16 protein-coding genes and 1 pseudogene are annotated in these 18,217 nt (G+C 64.2%); 12 read left to right on the forward strand and 5 right to left on the reverse strand.

Annotation, left to right across the window (positions count from 1 at the left end; translation table 11 throughout):
- The 11 genes and pseudogenes from CKW13_RS15580 to pgi all read left to right on the forward strand — a co-directional run.
- Positions 1 to 161, forward strand: a pseudogene (locus tag CKW13_RS15580) (acetyl-CoA C-acetyltransferase); the annotation flags it as partial.
- Positions 162 to 218: 57 nt separating this feature from the next.
- Positions 219 to 1,115 (forward strand): tRNA glutamyl-Q(34) synthetase GluQRS, encoded by an 897-nt coding sequence (gene gluQRS / locus CKW13_RS15585; protein WP_095109520.1) that lies wholly within the window; start codon positions 219 to 221, stop codon positions 1,113 to 1,115.
- A gap of 77 nt (positions 1,116 to 1,192) precedes the next feature.
- Entirely contained in the window at positions 1,193 to 1,369 is a 177-nt protein-coding gene (locus tag CKW13_RS15590) for a hypothetical protein (RefSeq protein WP_003176118.1), read from the forward strand.
- Positions 1,353 to 4,307 (forward strand): sensor histidine kinase, encoded by a 2,955-nt coding sequence (locus CKW13_RS15595; RefSeq protein WP_176465116.1) that lies wholly within the window; start codon positions 1,353 to 1,355, stop codon positions 4,305 to 4,307. Before CKW13_RS15590 ends, CKW13_RS15595 begins: the two co-directional genes overlap by 17 nt.
- Before the next feature lie 22 nt (positions 4,308 to 4,329).
- Positions 4,330 to 5,763, forward strand: a complete 1,434-nt coding sequence (locus tag CKW13_RS15600) for a sigma-54 dependent transcriptional regulator (RefSeq protein ID WP_095109522.1) — start codon at positions 4,330 to 4,332, stop codon at positions 5,761 to 5,763.
- A gap of 720 nt (positions 5,764 to 6,483) precedes the next feature.
- Complete coding sequence (locus tag CKW13_RS15605) at positions 6,484 to 7,875, forward strand: polynucleotide adenylyltransferase PcnB (RefSeq protein ID WP_095109523.1); 1,392 nt, start codon at positions 6,484 to 6,486, stop codon at positions 7,873 to 7,875.
- A gap of 4 nt (positions 7,876 to 7,879) precedes the next feature.
- Positions 7,880 to 8,356 carry a 2-amino-4-hydroxy-6-hydroxymethyldihydropteridine diphosphokinase gene (folK, locus tag CKW13_RS15610; protein WP_095109524.1) on the forward strand — a complete coding sequence of 159 codons (477 nt, stop codon included), beginning with the start codon at positions 7,880 to 7,882 and terminating at the stop codon, positions 8,354 to 8,356.
- A 247-nt stretch (positions 8,357 to 8,603) separates the two neighbouring features.
- A complete protein-coding gene (gene panB / locus CKW13_RS15615) occupies positions 8,604 to 9,404 on the forward strand; it encodes a 3-methyl-2-oxobutanoate hydroxymethyltransferase (RefSeq protein ID WP_095109525.1) in 801 nt (266 codons plus the stop codon).
- Entirely contained in the window at positions 9,401 to 10,255 is an 855-nt protein-coding gene (gene panC, locus CKW13_RS15620; RefSeq protein ID WP_095109526.1) for a pantoate--beta-alanine ligase, read from the forward strand. Before panB ends, panC begins: the two co-directional genes overlap by 4 nt.
- Positions 10,256 to 10,396: 141 nt before the next feature.
- Complete coding sequence (gene panD, locus CKW13_RS15625) at positions 10,397 to 10,777, forward strand: aspartate 1-decarboxylase (protein WP_003228271.1); 381 nt, start codon at positions 10,397 to 10,399, stop codon at positions 10,775 to 10,777.
- A 237-nt stretch (positions 10,778 to 11,014) separates the two neighbouring features.
- Positions 11,015 to 12,679, forward strand: coding sequence for a glucose-6-phosphate isomerase (gene pgi, locus CKW13_RS15630; protein WP_095109527.1), 1,665 nt, complete (start codon positions 11,015 to 11,017; stop codon positions 12,677 to 12,679).
- Between the two features lie 138 nt (positions 12,680 to 12,817).
- Here pgi and CKW13_RS15635 read toward each other — a convergent pair whose 3' ends face one another.
- From CKW13_RS15635 to pbpC, 5 genes are all read right to left on the reverse strand, one after another.
- On the reverse strand, positions 12,818 to 13,378 hold the full coding sequence (locus tag CKW13_RS15635; RefSeq protein ID WP_095109528.1) for a DUF4136 domain-containing protein: 561 nt from the start codon (positions 13,376 to 13,378) through the stop codon (positions 12,818 to 12,820).
- Between the two features lie 41 nt (positions 13,379 to 13,419).
- Positions 13,420 to 14,028 (reverse strand): DUF4136 domain-containing protein, encoded by a 609-nt coding sequence (locus CKW13_RS15640; RefSeq protein WP_095109529.1) that lies wholly within the window; start codon positions 14,026 to 14,028, stop codon positions 13,420 to 13,422.
- 22 nt (positions 14,029 to 14,050) lie between these two features.
- The gene (locus CKW13_RS15645; RefSeq protein ID WP_095109530.1) at positions 14,051 to 14,800 is read right to left on the reverse strand and encodes a methyltransferase domain-containing protein; all 750 of its coding nucleotides are present in this window, start codon (positions 14,798 to 14,800) and stop codon (positions 14,051 to 14,053) included.
- Positions 14,797 to 15,102 carry a MazG-like family protein gene (locus CKW13_RS15650; RefSeq protein ID WP_095109531.1) on the reverse strand — a complete coding sequence of 102 codons (306 nt, stop codon included), beginning with the start codon at positions 15,100 to 15,102 and terminating at the stop codon, positions 14,797 to 14,799. The genes CKW13_RS15645 and CKW13_RS15650 overlap by 4 nt, the downstream gene beginning before the upstream one ends.
- A gap of 144 nt (positions 15,103 to 15,246) precedes the next feature.
- On the reverse strand, positions 15,247 to 17,559 hold the full coding sequence (pbpC, locus tag CKW13_RS15655) for a peptidoglycan glycosyltransferase PbpC (RefSeq protein ID WP_095109696.1): 2,313 nt from the start codon (positions 17,557 to 17,559) through the stop codon (positions 15,247 to 15,249).
- Between the two features lie 221 nt (positions 17,560 to 17,780).
- On the opposite strand from pbpC, the gene CKW13_RS15660 reads away from it, so the two are divergent.
- The gene (locus CKW13_RS15660) at positions 17,781 to 18,074 is read left to right on the forward strand and encodes a hypothetical protein (RefSeq protein ID WP_095109532.1); all 294 of its coding nucleotides are present in this window, start codon (positions 17,781 to 17,783) and stop codon (positions 18,072 to 18,074) included.
- Positions 18,075 to 18,217 lie beyond the last annotated feature (143 nt).

Here is an 18,217-nt window from a genome sequence, read left to right on the forward strand (position 1 = left end):
TCAACGGCGGCGCCATTGCGCTGGGCCACCCGATTGGCGCTTCGGGCTGCCGCGTGCTGGTGAGCCTGCTGCACGAAATGCTCAAGCGCGACGCCAAAAAGGGCCTGGCCACCCTGTGCATCGGCGGCGGCCAAGGCGTGGCCCTGGCGATCGAGCGCTGATCGGCGGCACGCACACCAGGCTCCATTTGGGCGGCAGACCACGTAATATCGCCGCCCATGACTGCTATCAATTCCCCCTCGTACATTGGCCGTTTCGCCCCCACGCCCAGCGGCCACCTCCATTTCGGCTCGCTGGTCGCGGCCCTGGCCTCTTACCTCGACGCCCGCAGCGTGGGCGGGCGCTGGCTGCTGCGCATGGAAGACCTCGACCCGCCCCGGGAAGAACCCGGCGCCCAGGCTGCGATCCTCCACGCCCTGGAAAGCTACGGCTTTGAATGGGACGGCGCGATGGTGCGCCAGAGCGAGCGCCACGACGCCTACGCCCAGGTGCTCGATCGCCTGTTCCAGCAAGGGCTGGCCTACGCCTGCACCTGTTCGCGCAAGCAATTGGAGCCCTATGCCGGGATCTACCCTGGCCTGTGTCGCAACCTGGGCCACGCCCGCGAAGGCGCGGCCATCCGTCTGCGGGTGCCGGAGCTGGAATACCACTTTGAGGACCGCGTGCAAGGCCCGTTCCGCCAGCACCTGGGGCGCGAGGTCGGGGATTTCATCATCCGCCGCCGCGACGGGCTCTACGCCTATCAACTGGCGGTGGTGCTGGACGACGCCTGGCAAGGGGTTACCGACATCGTGCGCGGCGCCGACCTGCTGGACTCCACCCCGCGCCAGCTATACCTGCAAGAGCTGCTGGGCCTGGCGCAGCCGCGCTATCTGCACGTGCCACTCATCACCCAACCCGACGGGCACAAACTGGGCAAGTCGTATCGCTCACCGCCGCTGACCCGCGACCAGGCCACGCCTTTGCTGCTGCGCGCCCTGCGGGCCCTGGGGCAGAACCCCGGCACCGACCTGGGCGATGCCAGCCCCGGCGAGTTACTGGCCTGGGGCACACGGCACTGGAACGCCGCACTGATCCCGCGCACCCCGGCGCTGCCCGAAGCGCAATTACGTTGACGGTGCTTGCAGCCGGGCGCCCATCCGTTACCATCGCCGCACGATTTCGGGCACGCGCATAAGAAAGAGAGGCCAGGATGTACATCTATCGTTTGGTCCTGCTCCTGGTAGTGGGGATCTATCTGTTCTCCCCGGCCATCATGGATTGGTGGATCGACGCCACGGGCGCCTGGTATCGCCCTTATCTGCTCTGGTTGATCCTGATTGTCGTGACCTTCATTTTGCAGAGCCAGAAAGATGCCGATGAGCTTTAGCCTGACCCAGATGATCCTGATTAGCGCCGCGTACCTGGCGGTGCTTTTCGGCGTGGCCTGGATCAGCGAACGCGGCATGATCCCGCGCTCGATCATCCGCCACCCGCTGACCTACACCCTGTCGCTGGGGGTTTACGCCAGTGCCTGGGCGTTCTACGGCACGGTGGGGCTGGCCTACCAGTACGGCTATGGCTTCCTGTCCAGTTACCTGGGGGTGTCGGGGGCGTTTTTGCTGGCGCCGGTGCTGCTGTACCCGATCCTGAAAATCACCCGCACCTATCAGTTGTCGTCGTTGGCCGACCTGTTCGCGTTCCGCTTTCGCAGCACCTGGGCCGGGGCGCTGACCACCCTCATCATGCTCATTGGCGTGCTGCCGCTGTTGGCCTTGCAGATCCAGGCCGTGGCCGACTCCATCGGCATCCTCACCCGCGAGCCGGTGCAACACCGCGTGGCCCTGAGCTTTTGCGCGCTGATTATTTTGTTCACGATTTTCTTCGGCTCGCGGCACATCGCCACCCGGGAAAAACACGAAGGCCTGGTGTTCGCGATTGCCTTTGAGTCGGTCATCAAGTTGATCGCCATCGGCGGCGTCGGCCTCTATGCCCTGTACGGCGTGTTCGACGGCCCGCAGCAACTGGAGCTGTGGCTGCTGCAAAACCAGACCGCCCTCGCCGCCCTGCACACGCCGTTGCAGGAAGGCCCGTGGCGCACCTTGCTGCTGGTGTTTTTCGCCTCGGCCATCGTGATGCCGCACATGTACCACATGACCTTCACCGAGAACCTCAACCCCCGTTCGCTGGTGAGCGCAAGCTGGGGCCTGCCGCTGTTTTTGCTGCTGATGAGCCTGGCGGTGCCGCTGATCCTGTGGGCGGGGCTGAAGCTGGGGGCCACCACCAACCCGGAATACTTCACCTTAGGAATAGGCATCGCCGCCAACAGCAAGGCCCTGGCCCTGCTGGCCTACATCGGCGGGCTGTCGGCGGCCAGCGGCCTGATTATCGTCACCACCCTGGCGCTGTCGGGCATGGCCCTCAACCACCTGGTGCTGCCGCTGTACCAGCCGCCCGCCGAGGGCAATATCTACCGCTGGCTGAAGTGGACGCGCCGGGCGCTGATCGTCGCGATCATCATGGCCGGCTACGGCTTCTACCTGATGCTGGGCGCCGAGCAAGACCTAGCCAACCTGGGCATCGTCGCCTTCGTCGCCACCTTGCAGTTCCTGCCGGGGGTGTTGTCGGTGCTGTACTGGCCCACCGCCAACCGCCGCGGTTTCATCGCCGGGCTCCTGGCCGGGACGCTGGTGTGGATGGTGACCATGCTGCTGCCGCTGATCGGCAACTTGCAGGGCTTCTATATACCCATCCTGAACATGATCTACGTGCTGGACGACACCAGTTGGCATATGGCGGCCATCGCGTCCCTGGCGGCCAACGTGCTGATGTTCACCCTGATCTCCCTGTTCACCAACGCCAGCGCCGAAGAGGCCAGCGCCGCCGAAGCCTGCGCGGTGGACAACGTGCGCCGCCCGCAACGGCGCGAATTGCACGCCGCCTCGCCTCAGGAATTCGCCACCCAACTGGCCAAGCCGTTGGGCGCCAAGGCCGCGCAAAAGGAAGTCGAGCAAGCGCTGCGCGACCTCTACCTGCCCTTCGACGAGCGCCGCCCCTATGCACTGCGGCGCCTGCGCGACCGCATCGAGGCCAACCTGTCCGGGTTGATGGGGCCAAGCGTGGCCCAGGACATGGTCGAAACCTTCCTGCCGTACAAGGCCGGCGGCGAAAACTACGTCACTGAAGACATCCACTTCATCGAAAGCCGTTTAGAGGACTACCACTCGCGCCTCACCGGCCTGGCCGCCGAACTCGATGCCCTGCGCCGCTATCACCGCCAGACCCTGCAAGAGCTGCCCATGGGCGTCTGCTCCCTGGCCAAGGACCAGGAAATCCTCATGTGGAACAAAGCCATGGAAGAGCTGACCGGCATCGCCGCCCAGCGCGTGGTGGGTTCGCGCCTGAGTACCCTGAGCGACCCGTGGCGGCAATTGCTGCAAGGTTTCATCGACCTGCCCGACGAGCACTTGCACAAGCAACACCTGGCCCTCGACGGCCAAACCCGTTGGCTGAACCTGCACAAAGCCGCCATCGACGAGCCCCTGGCGCCGGGCAACAGCGGCCTGGTGCTACTGGTCGAAGACCTCACCGACACGCAGATGCTCGAAGACAAACTGGTGCACTCCGAACGCCTGGCCAGCATCGGCCGGCTCGCGGCGGGGGTGGCCCACGAAATCGGCAACCCGATCACCGGCATCGCCTGCCTGGCGCAGAACCTGCGCGAAGAACGCGAGGACGACAGCGAGCTGACGGAAATCAGCGGGCAGATCCTCGAACAGACCAAGCGCGTCTCGCGCATCGTGCAGTCGCTGATGAGCTTTGCCCACGCCGGTGGCCACCAGCACAGCGACGAACCGGTGTGCCTGGCCGAAGTGGCCCAAGACGCCATTGGCCTGCTGGCCCTGAACCGGCGCAATTTCGAAGTGCAGTTCTACAACCTGTGCGACCCCGAGCATTGGGTCTGCGGCGACCCGCAACGCCTGGCCCAGGTGCTTATCAACCTGCTGTCCAACGCCCGCGACGCCTCGCAACCGGGCAATGCCGTGCGGGTCAAGAGCGAAGCCAGCGAGCACACGGTCGACCTGATCGTGGAAGACGAAGGCAGCGGTATTCCCAAGAACATCGTCGACCGTTTGTTCGAACCCTTCTTTACCACCAAGGATCCTGGCGAGGGCACCGGTCTGGGCCTTGCTCTGGTCTATTCAATCGTTGAAGAGCATTATGGACAAATCACCATCGACAGCCCGGCTGACCTTGAAAGCCAACGCGGCACCCGTATTCGGGTAACCCTGCCACGTCATGTCGAAGCGACGTCCGCTGTGAACTGAGACCGTCGAGAGAATCGAATCAATGCCGCATATTTTGATCGTCGAAGACGAAACCATTATCCGCTCCGCCCTACGCCGCCTGCTGGAACGCAACCAGTACCAGGTCAGCGAGGCGGGTTCCGTGCAGGAAGCACAAGAACGATTCAGCATTCCCACCTTTGACCTGATCGTCAGTGACCTGCGCCTGCCGGGCGCCCCGGGCACCGAGCTGATAAAACTGGGCCAGGGCACCCCCGTGCTCATCATGACCAGCTATGCCAGCCTGCGCTCGGCGGTGGACTCGATGAAGATGGGCGCGGTGGACTACATCGCCAAGCCCTTCGACCATGACGAAATGCTCCAGGCCGTGGCGCGCATCCTGCGTGACCGCCAGTCGGCCCAGGCCAGCGGCGAAAAACCCGCCGGCAAGGCAGCCGCCGGCGGCGACAAGCCAGGCCCGGACAACAGCAACGGCGAGATCGGCATCATCGGCTCCTGCCCGCCGATGCAGGACCTCTACGTGAAGATCCGCAAAGTCGCGCCCACCGACTCCAATGTGCTGATCCAGGGCGAGTCCGGCACCGGCAAAGAGCTGGTGGCCCGTGCCCTGCACAACCTGTCGCGGCGCGCCAAGGCACCGATGATTTCGGTCAACTGCGCGGCCATCCCGGAAAGCCTGATCGAGTCCGAGCTGTTCGGCCACGAAAAAGGCGCGTTCACCGGCGCCAGCGCCGGGCGCGCGGGCCTGGTGGAAGCGGCGGACGGCGGCACGCTGTTCCTCGACGAAATCGGCGAACTGCCCCTCGAAGCCCAGGCCCGCTTGCTACGCGTGTTGCAGGAAGGGGAAATCCGCCGCGTCGGCTCGGTGCAGTCGCAAAAGGTCGATGTGCGCCTGATCGCCGCGACCCACCGCGACCTCAAGAGCCTGGCCAAGGTCGGCCAGTTCCGCGAAGACCTCTATTACCGCCTGCACGTGATTGCCCTGAAACTGCCCGCCCTGCGCGAGCGTGGCAGCGACGTCAACGAAATCGCCAGCGCCTTCCTGGCGCGCCAGAGCGCGCGGGTCAACCGCACCGACCTCACGTTTGCCCCAGACGCCGAGCAGGCGATCCGCCATTACTCCTGGCCGGGCAACGTGCGCGAACTGGAAAACGCCGTGGAACGCGCGGTGATCCTGTGCGAAAACCCGGAAATCAGTGCCGAACTGCTGGGCATCGACATCGAACTCAGCGACCTGGAAGACGACGACTTCATCGGCTTGGCACCACAACAGGGCAGCGCCAACACCACCAGCCACGAACCCACCGAAGACCTGTCCCTGGAAGACTACTTCCAGCATTTCGTCCTGGAGCACCAGGACCACATGACCGAGACAGAGCTGGCGCGCAAACTGGGGGTCAGCCGTAAATGCCTGTGGGAACGCCGCCAGCGCCTGGGTATTCCGCGGCGCAAGACGGGTGTGGCCAGCGAGAGCTGATCGGCGTCGCCAGGGGCGTGCGTTACAGGTAACGATGTGAAAAAACTGTTACCCGTTAACTTTCACGTAACAAAAACCGGGGCTTACGGTAACGAAGCCCCGGTTTTTTTGGGCCATGAAAAACCATCGACACCCAGCCAACCCCTTGTTTCATTGGGCTTTGCAAAAGTTGGCACGGCACCTGCTATGTATTCAGTACAAGAACAATAACAAGCAATGCACACGACAATAAAAATAAGACGAATCGACTCACGCACAATAAAAACAAGACGGCGAGAGGCGCAGCTAACTGATTCTTTTGGAGAGGCGTTGTATTTGGGGCTTGCCCCACAACCAGGCCGAGAACAATAAAAACTGTCCTAAGACAGAGCCTGAACTGGTTGGATCAATCGAGATCATTGCAACACAGCGATCAAAGCAATCCGTTTGCTCTTGACTCCCGATTGGGAGTGTCACAACGGTCAACAGCCTTGTGGCAAGGGCACTCAACAAAAACAAGAAGCCCGAAACCAATAATAAAAACAGAGCATGCAACTACTTCTTGGGGAGCTTCGGCTCCCCTTGTAGTTTCCGTAATTGCGCATTTCCCTTGCAGTTTGCCGCTTAAAACACGTGGCTGCTCCAGTCTCCTACACCATCCCCCGACTAAATGCTAGAATCCCCGCCCATCATGCGGTCATTCTTCGTTATGGCCGAACATTCCTTCAAACAGTGCATCCCATGCTGAAGAAGCTGTTCCAGTCATTCCGTTCTCCCCTGCGTCGCACACAGCACCTGCGTAGCACCCCTGAAGTGCTCAACAGCAGCCAACATTCGCTGCAAAAGGCGCAATTCAGCCGTTATGCGGTGAACATCGTCGAACGCCTGCAAAACGCCGGTTACCAGGCCTACCTGGTGGGTGGTTGCGTGCGCGACATGCTGCTCAACATCACCCCCAAAGACTTCGACGTCGCCACCAGCGCCACGCCCGAACAGGTCAAGGCCGAGTTTCGTAACGCGCGCATCATTGGCCGTCGGTTCAAGTTGGTGCATATCCACTTTGGCCGCGAAATCATTGAAGTAGCGACCTTTCGCGCCAACCACCCGCAAGCCGATGAAGAGGAAGACAGCAACCAGTCCTCACGCAATGAAAGCGGGCGCATCCTGCGCGACAACGTCTACGGCACCTTGGAAGAAGACGCGCAACGCCGCGACTTCACCATCAATGCCCTGTACTACGACCCGGTCAGCGAGCGCATTCTCGATTACGCCAATGGCGTACACGACATCCGCAACCACCTGGTGCGCCTGATTGGCGACCCGCGCCAGCGCTACCAGGAAGACCCGGTACGCATGCTGCGGGCCGTGCGTTTCGCCGCCAAGCTCAATTTCGGCATCGAGAAGCACACCGCAGCGCCTATCCGCGACCTGGCGCCGATGCTGCGCGAAATCCCGTCGGCGCGCCTGTTTGAAGAAGTGCTCAAGCTGTTCCTGTCCGGCCACGCCGCCGACACCTTCGAGATGCTGGTCGACCTGCAACTGTTCGACCCGCTATTCCCGGCCAGTGCCGAGGCGCTGGAGCACAACCCGACCTACACCCACACGCTGATAAGCGAAGCGCTGATTAACACCGACCTGCGTATCAAGCAGAACAAACCGGTGACCCCAGCCTTCCTGTTCGCTGCCCTGCTCTGGCCGGCCCTGCCCGCCCGAGTGCTGCGCCTGCAAAGCCGCGGCATGCCGCCGATCCCGGCGATGCAGGAAGCCGCCCACGAGCTGATCGCCGAGCAATGCCAGCGCATCGCCATCCCCAAGCGCTTCACCCTGCCCATCCGCGAGATCTGGGACATGCAGGAACGCCTGCCCCGGCGCAGCGGCAAACGCGCCGACCTGCTGCTGGATAACCCGCGTTTCCGCGCTGGCTACGACTTTCTCCTGCTGCGCGAAAGCGCCGGCGAGCAGACCGATGGCCTGGGCGAATGGTGGACCGACTACCAGGACAGCAACGACAGCGAGCGCCGCGAGATGATTCGCGAACTCAGCGGCAAGGACGACGGCACCGGCGCTGCCCCCCGCAAACGTCGGCGCAGTAGCGGCAGCAAGCGTAAACGCGCCGCCGGCGCCGACGACTAAACCGATGGAGCGCATCTATATAGGCCTGGGCAGCAACCTGGCCGCCCCGGCCGAACAACTGCGCCACGCCCTCGAGGCCATGGCGCACCTGCCCCAGACCCGCCTCGTCGGCACGTCCGCGTTCTATCAAAGCGACTCCCTGCTCCCCGGCCAACCGCGCTACACCAACGCGGTCGCGGCGCTGGACAGCAGCCTTGAGCCGCTGCAACTGCTGGACGCGCTGCAAGCCATCGAAAACGACCAGGGCCGCGAACGCCTGGAACGCTGGGGCCCGCGCACCCTGGACCTGGATATCCTGCTGTACGGCGATCGCCTGATCGACGAGCCGCGTCTCAAAGTCCCCCACTACCAAGTGCACCTGCGGGCATTTGTCCTCTATCCATTGGCGGAATTGGCACCCGCTGACTTGCGCCTGGCCGACGGCCGCATGCTCAAGGACTTGCTGGCCGATTGCCCGTTTGTCGGCCTCGAACGCCTGTAGCCTCGCTGTTTTATTGCTGAAACGCATCAGTAACAGGGGTAACACCGCAGACGTAACAACGCGGTAACACATCCAATTGACTTACCGAGTTCTCCTCACGACTATAGGCGTCCCGCTGCCGCCAACCCGGCGCTGAAGGGCGCAATCCAGGCCTTATAAGCACGACAACAGACCGTGCGCCTGTATAAACGAAGCATCACGCGCGTTACTCGCAGTAGTTTCCCGGCGCCTGAACGAGGACTTTTTCATGCCAGACACCACCCTGACCACCCTGCAAGGCCTCAAGCAAAAGGGCGAGAAAATCGCCATGTTGACCTGCTATGACGCCACGTTCGCCCAGGCCTGCTGCCAGGCTGGCGTGGATGTGCTGCTGGTCGGCGATTCCCTGGGCATGGTGTTGCAAGGCCATGACAGCACGCTGCCCGTCACCAACGCGGAGTTGGCTTACCACGTCGCGTGCGTCAAACGCGGCAACCAGGGCGCGATGATCGTCGCCGACCTGCCCTTCATGGCCTATGCCACCATCGAACAGGCCCTGCACAACAGCGGCCAACTGATGCAGGCCGGCGCCCACATGGTCAAGCTCGAAGGCGCCGCCTGGCTGGCCGAGCCCATCCGCCTGCTGGCCGAACGCGGCGTGCCGGTGTGCGCACACCTGGGCCTGACCCCGCAATCGGTCAACGTGCTGGGCGGCTATAAAGTGCAGGGGCGCAACGAAGCCCAGGCGCGGCAGATGCGCGCCGATGCCATTGCCCTGGAACAGGCCGGTGCGGCGATGATTTTGCTGGAATGCGTGCCGAGCGAACTGGCCGAAGAAATTTCCCACGCGGTAAAAGTGCCGGTGATCGGCATTGGCGCCGGCAGCGGCACCGACGGCCAGGTGCTGGTGATCCACGACATGCTCGGCCTGGCCCTGACCGGCCGCTCGCCCAAATTCGTGAAGAACTTCATGCAAGGCCAAGCCAGCATCCAGGACGCCTTGAGCGCTTACGTCAAGGAAGTCAAAGCTGTGACCTTCCCCGCCACCGAACACGGGTTTAGCGCATGAACATGGTCAGAACCGTGCGTGAACTGCGCGCCGCCGTCGCCCGCGCTCGCAGCGAAGGCAAACGCATTGGCCTGGTGCCCACCATGGGCAACCTGCACAGCGGCCACGCGGCGCTGGTCACCAAGGCCGCCCAACGCGTCGATTTCGTAGTGGCGAGCATTTTCGTCAACCCACTGCAATTCGGCGCTGGCGAAGACCTGGACAAGTACCCGCGCACCTTCGCCGCCGACCAGGAAACCCTGGTGCAGGCCGGGTGCCACCTGCTGTTCGCGCCCACAGTCGAGGAAATGTACCCCGACGGCATGGCCGGGCAGACCCGCGTCAGCGTTCCGCAACTGTCCGAAGGCCTGTGCGGTGCCAGCCGCCCCGGGCATTTCGAGGGGGTGGCGACGGTGGTCAGCAAGCTGTTCAACATGGTCCAGCCGGACCTGGCGATTTTCGGCCAGAAAGACTTCCAGCAACTGGCCGTGATCCGCGCTCTGGTGCATGACCTCAACCTGCCGATCCAGATCATCGGCGAGCCCACCGTGCGCGCCGAAGACGGCTTGGCGCTGTCCTCGCGCAACGGTTACCTGAGCGCCGAACAACGGGCCATCGCCCCAGCGCTGTATCGCAGCCTGAGCCAGATCGGCGCGGCCATCGAGCAGGGCGAACGCGACTACCCGGCGTTGCTGGCCGAGCAGAGCCGCGTACTGCAAGCCGCGGGTTTTCGTCCCGATTACCTGGAAATCCGCCACGCCCTGACCCTGCGCCCGGCCACCGGCGAAGACCGCGACCTAGTGATCCTGGCCGCCGCGTACCTGGGCGCGACACGGTTGATCGACAACTTGCATGTGAATCTGGATGCCTGAGGGGCATCCCCTGTGGGAGCACACAGGCCCTCCTCACCAGGGCCTGGTGCCGCCAAAATGCCCTCGCAGACAGCAATTGCTCCCCCTTCCCGCTTCGGGCAAACTGCGCGCCGATTCGGGGTTCTGACCAAGGAAACACTCATGCACGCCATCATGCTCAAGGCCAAGTTGCATCGCGCCGAAGTCACCCACGCTGTGCTGGATTACGAAGGCTCCTGCGCCATTGATGGCGAGTGGCTGGACCTGTCTGGCATCCGTGAATACGAACAGATCCAGATCTACAACGTCGACAACGGCGAACGCTTCACCACCTACGCGATCCGTGGCGAAGAAGGCTCGCGCATGATTTCGGTCAACGGCGCGGCGGCCCACAAGGCCAAGGTCGGCGACCGCGTCATCATCTGCGCCTACGCCCACTACAGCGAAGCCGAGTTGCTCAATTTCAAGCCACGCATGCTGTACATGGCGCCGGGCAACGAACTGAGCCACACCAGCAACGCCATCCCGGTCCAGGTCGCCTGAACCTTCGCGCAGCCCTGCGCACCCGCCCCGCCGGCAGCCAACCTGCCGGCGCCGGCCGTTGAAAATAGCCTCCGACAAAATCAAGACAGCTCCAGGCACAAGGTTTATGGTATTGGCCTTGCGCCAGTAAGCCGTGGTGGCGCAGCTTGACCGGATTTGTCTTGTACCGAACAGGACGTTCCGGGCCGTTCAGTGTCCAAAAGCCAGTCCAAGTTCAAGTTAAGGAACCCCGCAGCGATGGCGTACTACCGCACTCCCCATGACGTGACCGCTCTGCCTGCCTGGCAGGCGTTGAATGACCACCGCCAGGCCATGCAGGATTTCAGCATGCGCGAGGCGTTCAACAGCGATCCTCAGCGCTTTAGCCAGTTCACCCTGAGCAGCTGCGGGCTTTTGCTCGACTATTCGAAAAACCTGATTACCACCCAAACCCGCGAGCGCCTGGTGACCCTGGCCAACGAGGTCAAGCTCAAGGACGCCATCAAGGCGCTGTTCGAAGGCGAAATCGTCAACTCCTCCGAAGGCCGCCCGGCGCTGCACACTGCCCTACGCCGCCCGGTGGGCGACAAGTTGTCGGTCAATGGCGTCAACGTCATGCCCGACGTGCACAAGGTGCTCAACCAGATCACCGAACTGGTGGGCCGCATCCACGATGGCCTGTGGCGCGGCTACACCGAAAAGCCAATCACCGACGTCGTCAACATCGGCATCGGTGGCTCGTTCCTCGGCCCGGAGCTGGTGTCTGAGGCATTGTTGTCCTACGCCCAGAAAGGCGTGCGCTGCCACTACCTGGCGAACATCGACGGCAGTGAGTTCCATGAACTGGCGCAGAAAATCCGCGCTGAGACCACGCTGTTCATCGTTTCGTCGAAATCCTTCAACACCCTCGAAACCCTGAAAAACGCCCAGGCCGCGCGCGCCTGGTACCTGGCCCAGGGCGGTTCCGAGGCAGAGCTGTACAAACACTTCATCGCGGTGTCGAGCAACAACGCCGCGGCCGTGGCGTTCGGCATCCGTGAAGAGAACATCTTCCCGATGTGGGACTGGGTCGGTGGGCGCTACTCGCTGTGGTCGGCCATTGGCCTACCGATTGCCCTAGCCATCGGCATGTCCAACTTCAAGGAACTGCTGTCGGGTGCCTACACCATGGACCAGCATTTCCAGAACGCACCGTTCGAGCAGAACATGCCGGTGCTGCTGGCACTGCTGGGCGTGTGGTACGGCAACTTCTGGGGCGCGCAAAGCCACGCGATCCTGCCGTACGACCACTACCTGCGCAACATCACCAAGCACTTGCAGCAACTGGACATGGAGTCCAACGGCAAGAGCGTGCGCCAGGACGGCACACCGGTGTCCACCGACACCGGGCCGGTGATCTGGGGCGGCGTCGGCTGCAACGGCCAGCACGCCTACCACCAGTTGCTGCACCAGGGCACCCAGTTGATCCCGGCCGATTTCATCGTGCCCATCGTCAGCTTCAACCCGGTGGCCGACCATCACCAGTGGTTGTACGCCAACTGCCTGTCCCAGAGCCAGGCCCTGATGCTGGGCAAGACCCGCGCCGAAGCCGAAGCCGAACTGCGCGACAAAGGCCTGAGCGAAGACGAAGTGCAGAAACTGGCGCCGCACAAAGTCATCCCCGGCAACCGCCCCAGCAACACCCTGGTGGTGGAGCGCATCAGCCCCCGTCGCCTCGGCGCGCTGGTGGCGCTGTACGAACACAAGGTCTTCGTGCAGAGCGTGATCTGGGGTATCAACGCCTTCGACCAATGGGGCGTGGAGTTGGGCAAGGAGCTGGGTAAAGGCGTCTACAACCGGTTGATCGGCAGCGAAGAAACCCCGGCCGACGATGCCTCGACCCAAGGTTTGATCGACTACTTCCGCGGGCGTCATCGCGGGTAAGCGGTCACCCTGCCACTTGCTGTGTGTGTATCTGTGGGAGCGAACCTGCTCGCGATAGCGGTTTTCAGCCAAACCATTAAGGGCTGATAGGCCGCCATCGCGAGCAGGCTCGCTCCCACAGTGTTTTTTGGCTCCGCCTTACCTGGGCGGATAGTTCGCCAGAATCCGGCTCACGGTCGCGCGCACGGCGGCGCTACGGTCGGCGGGGTTCGGGGAAGTGCTGAGCAGTTGCTCGTCGCTGCCGCGCCAGACCAGTTTGCCGTCCTTGCCGTCGAGCAGGTCGATCTGCAAGGTCGCCACCTTATAGGTCACGTTGCGGGTTTCGTTGTACATCGGCGCGCCCCAGTAGCCATTCCACGGGCCGCCCCAGGCGCTGCCGCCGTAGTTAGTGGTGACTTGCTGCTGGCGGTCTTCGACGATCAGGTAGGTCTGCACGTTCAGGTCCGCCCGCGCCCCGCTCGCTGCCGGGCGCAAGCCGCGCTGGTCCAGTTGTTCGCCCACTGCCTGGCGGATGCGTTGCTCGGTCAAGTCACTCTTGATCCGCGGGTCGTCGGGGCGGTACTGCAACGCGGGTTCTTTCCAGCTCCAACTGCGATAACCGGCAAAATCGCGGCTGGCATCGAAGTCGTGGTTGACCTGGTTCGATTGGCAAGCGCTGAGCAACACGGCACAAGCCAGTACAGCGACGTAACGCAGCATGATGTTTCTCCCATGGAAGACATGAACGCAAAACCCGATGGCTAGCTGGGAGGATACGCCGCCAGGGCGTTTTCCACAGCCTGGCGCAGCGCATCGACGCGCTCGCTCAGGCTGCCCTGGCTGCTGGCCTCGGCGCTGGCGCTCCAGACCGGTTGGCCGCTGGCGCCATCGAACAGGTGGACCCGCACCACCACCACTTCCACCTCATAGGTGCGCACGATGGGCACCGTGTTGTACATGCCATAGCCGTTGCCGTAGCGGTTGTAGCCACCATAGCCGCCATAGGCGTAATCGTCGCGGACCTGGCGCAGGCGTTTTTCCAGGTGCAAGTCGGCGCTGACCGACAAATCCGCCCGGCGGTTATCGTGCACCGGGCGCAGGCCCCGTTGGTCGAGGGCGTCGCTGACCGCTTCGGCCACTTGCGCTGAATCGGCCCAGGCACTGCCGGCGGGCAGGCGCCCGTCGCGCCAGGCCCAGTTGCGGTAGCGCCCGTAGTCGCGCACGGGCGCCGGGTAGGCGCTGCGGTCGACGGTGTTGGCCGCTTGCGCCGGCGCGGGCGGCAGGGGTTTGGAGTCGGCGACATAAGGGTTCTGGCTTTGGCAGGCGCCAAGGCTCAGGCACAACAGCAGAAGACCAGCACCGCGTTTCATCTCGCGCTCCGTTGAGGGCTGCCTAGACGGGACGGCAGACCCAGTGCAAGTAACGCCCCAACCCGGCGAACGCCGGGTGGCGCCTGTGGGCCAGTTCCATTTCGAGCAAATCGGCCAGTTCGGCGCGGGCCTGGAACTCCACCGGCATGTAGTCGTGGAACACCCGCACCCCGCTTTGGCTTTCGACCTGCCACAAGCCTTCAAGTTGCGCCGCCAGTTCACGCGGATCAAGGGGCTGTTGCGGGGTCAGGCTTTGCTTTTCGCCGGCCATGTCGTTCTTGCGCATCTTGCGAAAATGCCCTTTGAGCAAGTTGCGGTAGATCAGCGCATCGCGGTTGTAGAACGCCAGGGACAACCAGCCATCGGTGCGGGTCAGTTGGTGCAGCACCGGCAGGATCGCGTGGGGTTCGGCCAGCCATTCCAGTACCGCGTGGCACAGCACCAGATCATAGGGCTCGGTGAGTTGGCCGAGCAGGTCTTGCCACGGTGCCTGGATAAAGGTTGCGCTCTGCCCCGCCTCGGCAAAACGCTGGCGGGCGCCTGCGAGCATCGGTTCGGCCGGCTCGGCCAGGGTCACGTCATGGCCGCGCTGGGCCAGCCACAGCGACATGTGGCCCAGGCCCGCGCCGATATCCAGCACCCGCAGCGGCCGCTCGGGCAGGGTTTGGAGCAAATCCGCCTGGAGCACCGCCAGGCGAATCGCGCCCTTGGCGCCGCCGTAGATTTTCTCGGCGAAGCGGGTCGCCAACTGGTCGAAATGCCGGTCGCTCATGCGCCGAACCGCCGTTCGCTGTCGGCCAGTTTGCTGCGTACCACGTCGTTCATGTCCAACCCCAGCTCGCTGCACAGCAGCAATAGATACAGCACGATGTCGCCCACTTCCTGGCCGGCGTGGGCCAGTTTGTCGGCGGGCAGTTGGCGCGATTGGTCTTCGCTGAGCCACTGGAAGATTTCCACCAGCTCGGCCATTTCCACGCTGGCAGCCATGGCCAGGTTTTTCGGGCTGTGGAAGGGCCGCCAATCGTTGCGATCACGGATGGCGTGCAGGCGTTGGGTGAGTTCTACAAGGTTCATCGGGTTCTCCTCAAGGCGCATAGCTTCGGGGGGTTGGGGTTGGGAAGCAACTGGTGGGTGGCTGGCGCGCGATTTGCTGTGGGTTCATCGCGAGCAGGCTCGCTCCCACAGGCCGATAACCGGCCCGCGATGGCGGCCTAACACTCAGTCCACCACATTGAACTCCACCCGTGCCGTCTGCCCGCCTTCGTCGAGCACGCTCAGTTGATAGCGCCCCACGTCGCCGAAAGTGGCGTTGATGCTGTCCTGGTGAGCGCTATCGCCCAGGGGCGCGCCGTTGACGAACCACCAGCGCCGGCCGTTGCCGCCCAGGGCCGAGAGTTTCAGGCGCAGCCGCTCTTGGCTGGCAGCCGGGCGGCGCAGTTGGTCGCCTTCGCGCACGCCGACAATCGACAGCGGTGCCGCCGCCGACAGCAGCGGCCCGGGGCATTGCGGGTCGGTGGCCGGCAGGCGTGCCTCGCGGCGCTCGGCCCGGGGCAGCCAGGGTTCCAGCGGCGCCGGCCACAGCGCTACCTCGCGGGCCACGGCGCCGGGGCACTTGGCGTCCACCCGCAGGCCCTTGTCGTTGACCCAGATGGTTTCCAGCAGGCCCACGCCCAGCGGTTGGTCCAGCGCCTGCAAGGTGGGCGGCGTGGTGCCGTCCAACGTCCAGGCAAAGCGCTGGCGACGGCAATTGGGGTCGCTGCGGCTCAGCGGTTGGCCCAGGGGCCAGCAGATCGCCGCTACGCCGACATTAAGCGGCACCGCTTGCACCGGGGCGCTGATGCCCCGCTGGCTGTCGCGGTTAATCAGCACGTCGTGCACTTGCAGCATCAACGGCGCCGCCGAGGCCAGGCCAAATTGCCCGGGCACCGGCGTGCCGTCGGGGCGGCCGATCCACACACCGATCAGGTAACGCGGGCCCACGCCCAGGGCCCAGGCGTCGCGAAAGCCGTAGCTGGTGCCGGTTTTCCAGGCCAGCACCGGGCGTTGCACCAGTTCGGCGCGCGGGTCGCGGTCGGGGCGGGCCTGGCCGCTGAGGATGCGCCGCACGATCCACGCCGCGCCCGGCGACAGCAGCGGCCGCTCGCGCAACTCATCGTCCGGTTGCAGGCGAATGGCCGCGCTCTTGCCGCCCCGGGCGAAGGCGCTGTAGCCGCTGACCAGGTCTTCCAGGCGACTGCCCGCGCCGCCGAGGATCAGCGACAGGTTCGGCTCGGCCAGGGCCGGCAGCGCCAGGGGCATGCCGCCGATGCGCATCTGCGCGGCAAAGCGCTTGGGCCCGTAGGCTTCGAGCAATTGCACGGCGGGCAGGTTGAGGGAGGTGGACAGCGCGCTGCTGGCCGGCACCGGGCCGCTGAAGCCCATGGAGAAGTTGCCGGGGCGGTAATCGCCGTAACGCCGGGGCACGTCCTGCAACAGCGACTCGGAATGGATCAGGCCCTCGTCCAGAGCCATACCGTAAAGGAACGGCTTGAGAGTCGAGCCCGGCGAGCGCAGGGCGCTAATCATGTCGACATGGCCGAAGCGGCGGGCGTCGTTGATGTCCACCGAGCCCAGGTAGGCGCGCACCGCCATGGTCTGCGCCTCGACCACCAGAATCGCCGCCGACGTGTGCTCCGGCAGCCGCGCGCGCCAGCCCAGCAGCAGGTCTTCGAGGCGCCGCTGCAAGGTGGCATCGAGGGTGGTGCGGATCAGCGGTGGGCTGTCGGCGCGGTTCAGGCGCCGCGCCAGCAGAGGCGCCAGGCTCGGCTCCAGGCGCGGGGCCAGCAGCAACGGTTCTTCCAGGGCCTCATCCACCGCCGGTTGCGGCCAAATACCGAACTCGGCCAGGCGCCGCAGCACTTTGTCCCGCGCCACCTGGGCCCGCGCCGGGTGGCGATCGGGGCGCAAGCGGCTCGGCGCCTGGGGCAACACCGCCAGCAACGCGGCTTCGGCGTGGGTCAGGTGCAGCGGCGATTTACCCAAGTACGCCCAACTGGCGGCCGCCACGCCTTGCAGGGTGCCGCCGAATGGCGCGCGGTTGAGGTACAGCGCGAGGATCTGGTCCTTGGACAGGTGCCACTCCAACTGCGCGGTGCGCCACAACTGGCGCAACTTGCCGTGCCAGGTCCGCGAATGGGGGTCGAGCAGGCGCGCCACCTGCATCGACAGAGTGCTGCCGCCCGACACCACGCGCCCGCCCACCAGGTTCTGCCACGCGGCACGGCCCAGCGCCAGCGGGTTGACCCCGGGGTGGCGGTAGAACCAGCGGTCTTCGTAGGTCAGCAGGGCATCGAGGTAGTACGGCGACACTTGGTCGGTGGCCACCGGGTAGCGCCACACGCCGTTGGCATCGGCAAACCGCCACAACGGCGTGCCATCCTCGGCCAGCACCACGCGGGCGAGGTCATCCTGGGGCAGCGGCAAGGGCCAGAGGCGGTCGGCCAGCCAAAGCAGGGCGAGCAGCAGCAACAGCGTGGCCGCCGCCCAGGGCAAAAACCCCAATAGACGCCGCCCTTTCTGAGGCAGCGGCTCCTCTTTACTGGCTGTGGCGCCGCTATCGCGGGCAAGCCCGCTCCCACAACGGGTTGGCTGCACAGCAGGGGGTTGCAGGCTCATGCGCGCAAGGCCATGGTGCTTGCGGAACTCGGCGCCGGTATCCGCGGCCCAAGGTTCAGGTCCGGCATTGCCGCCCACTTTTTCATCAGGATGCACATATGCAGGTAGAAAGCTTTTTCGAGTGGCTCGGCCAGGCGCTGGGCGCGGTGATCCGGTTTATCGTCGATGGGTTGAGCGGGTTGTTCAATGCACTGACTCACGCGGGCGGCAATTTTGTCGAAGGGCTGTCGCAGACGCTGGGCATGGACACCTCAATCATCAGCATCCTGGCCCTGATCGTGGGCCTGATGCTGCTGTATTCGGCGATCCGCGCCTTTATGCGCGCCTCCATCATCATGGGGATCATCTGGCTGCTGCTGGGGTTGTGGCTGTTGAGCTGGGTTATTCATTGAGCGATGGCTGTAGTTGTAGCAAGCGGGCTCGCCCGCGCTGGAGTGTGTAGCGCTCCTGAATCGGTACTCAATGAGCGCCGATTACGACAGCGTCGCGGGCGAGCCCGCTTACTACACGATCACTCTCGCGGGCAAGCCCACTC

It is taken from the genome of Pseudomonas sp. Irchel 3E20 (genome assembly GCF_900187645.1).
Taxonomy (GTDB): domain Bacteria; phylum Pseudomonadota; class Gammaproteobacteria; order Pseudomonadales; family Pseudomonadaceae; genus Aquipseudomonas.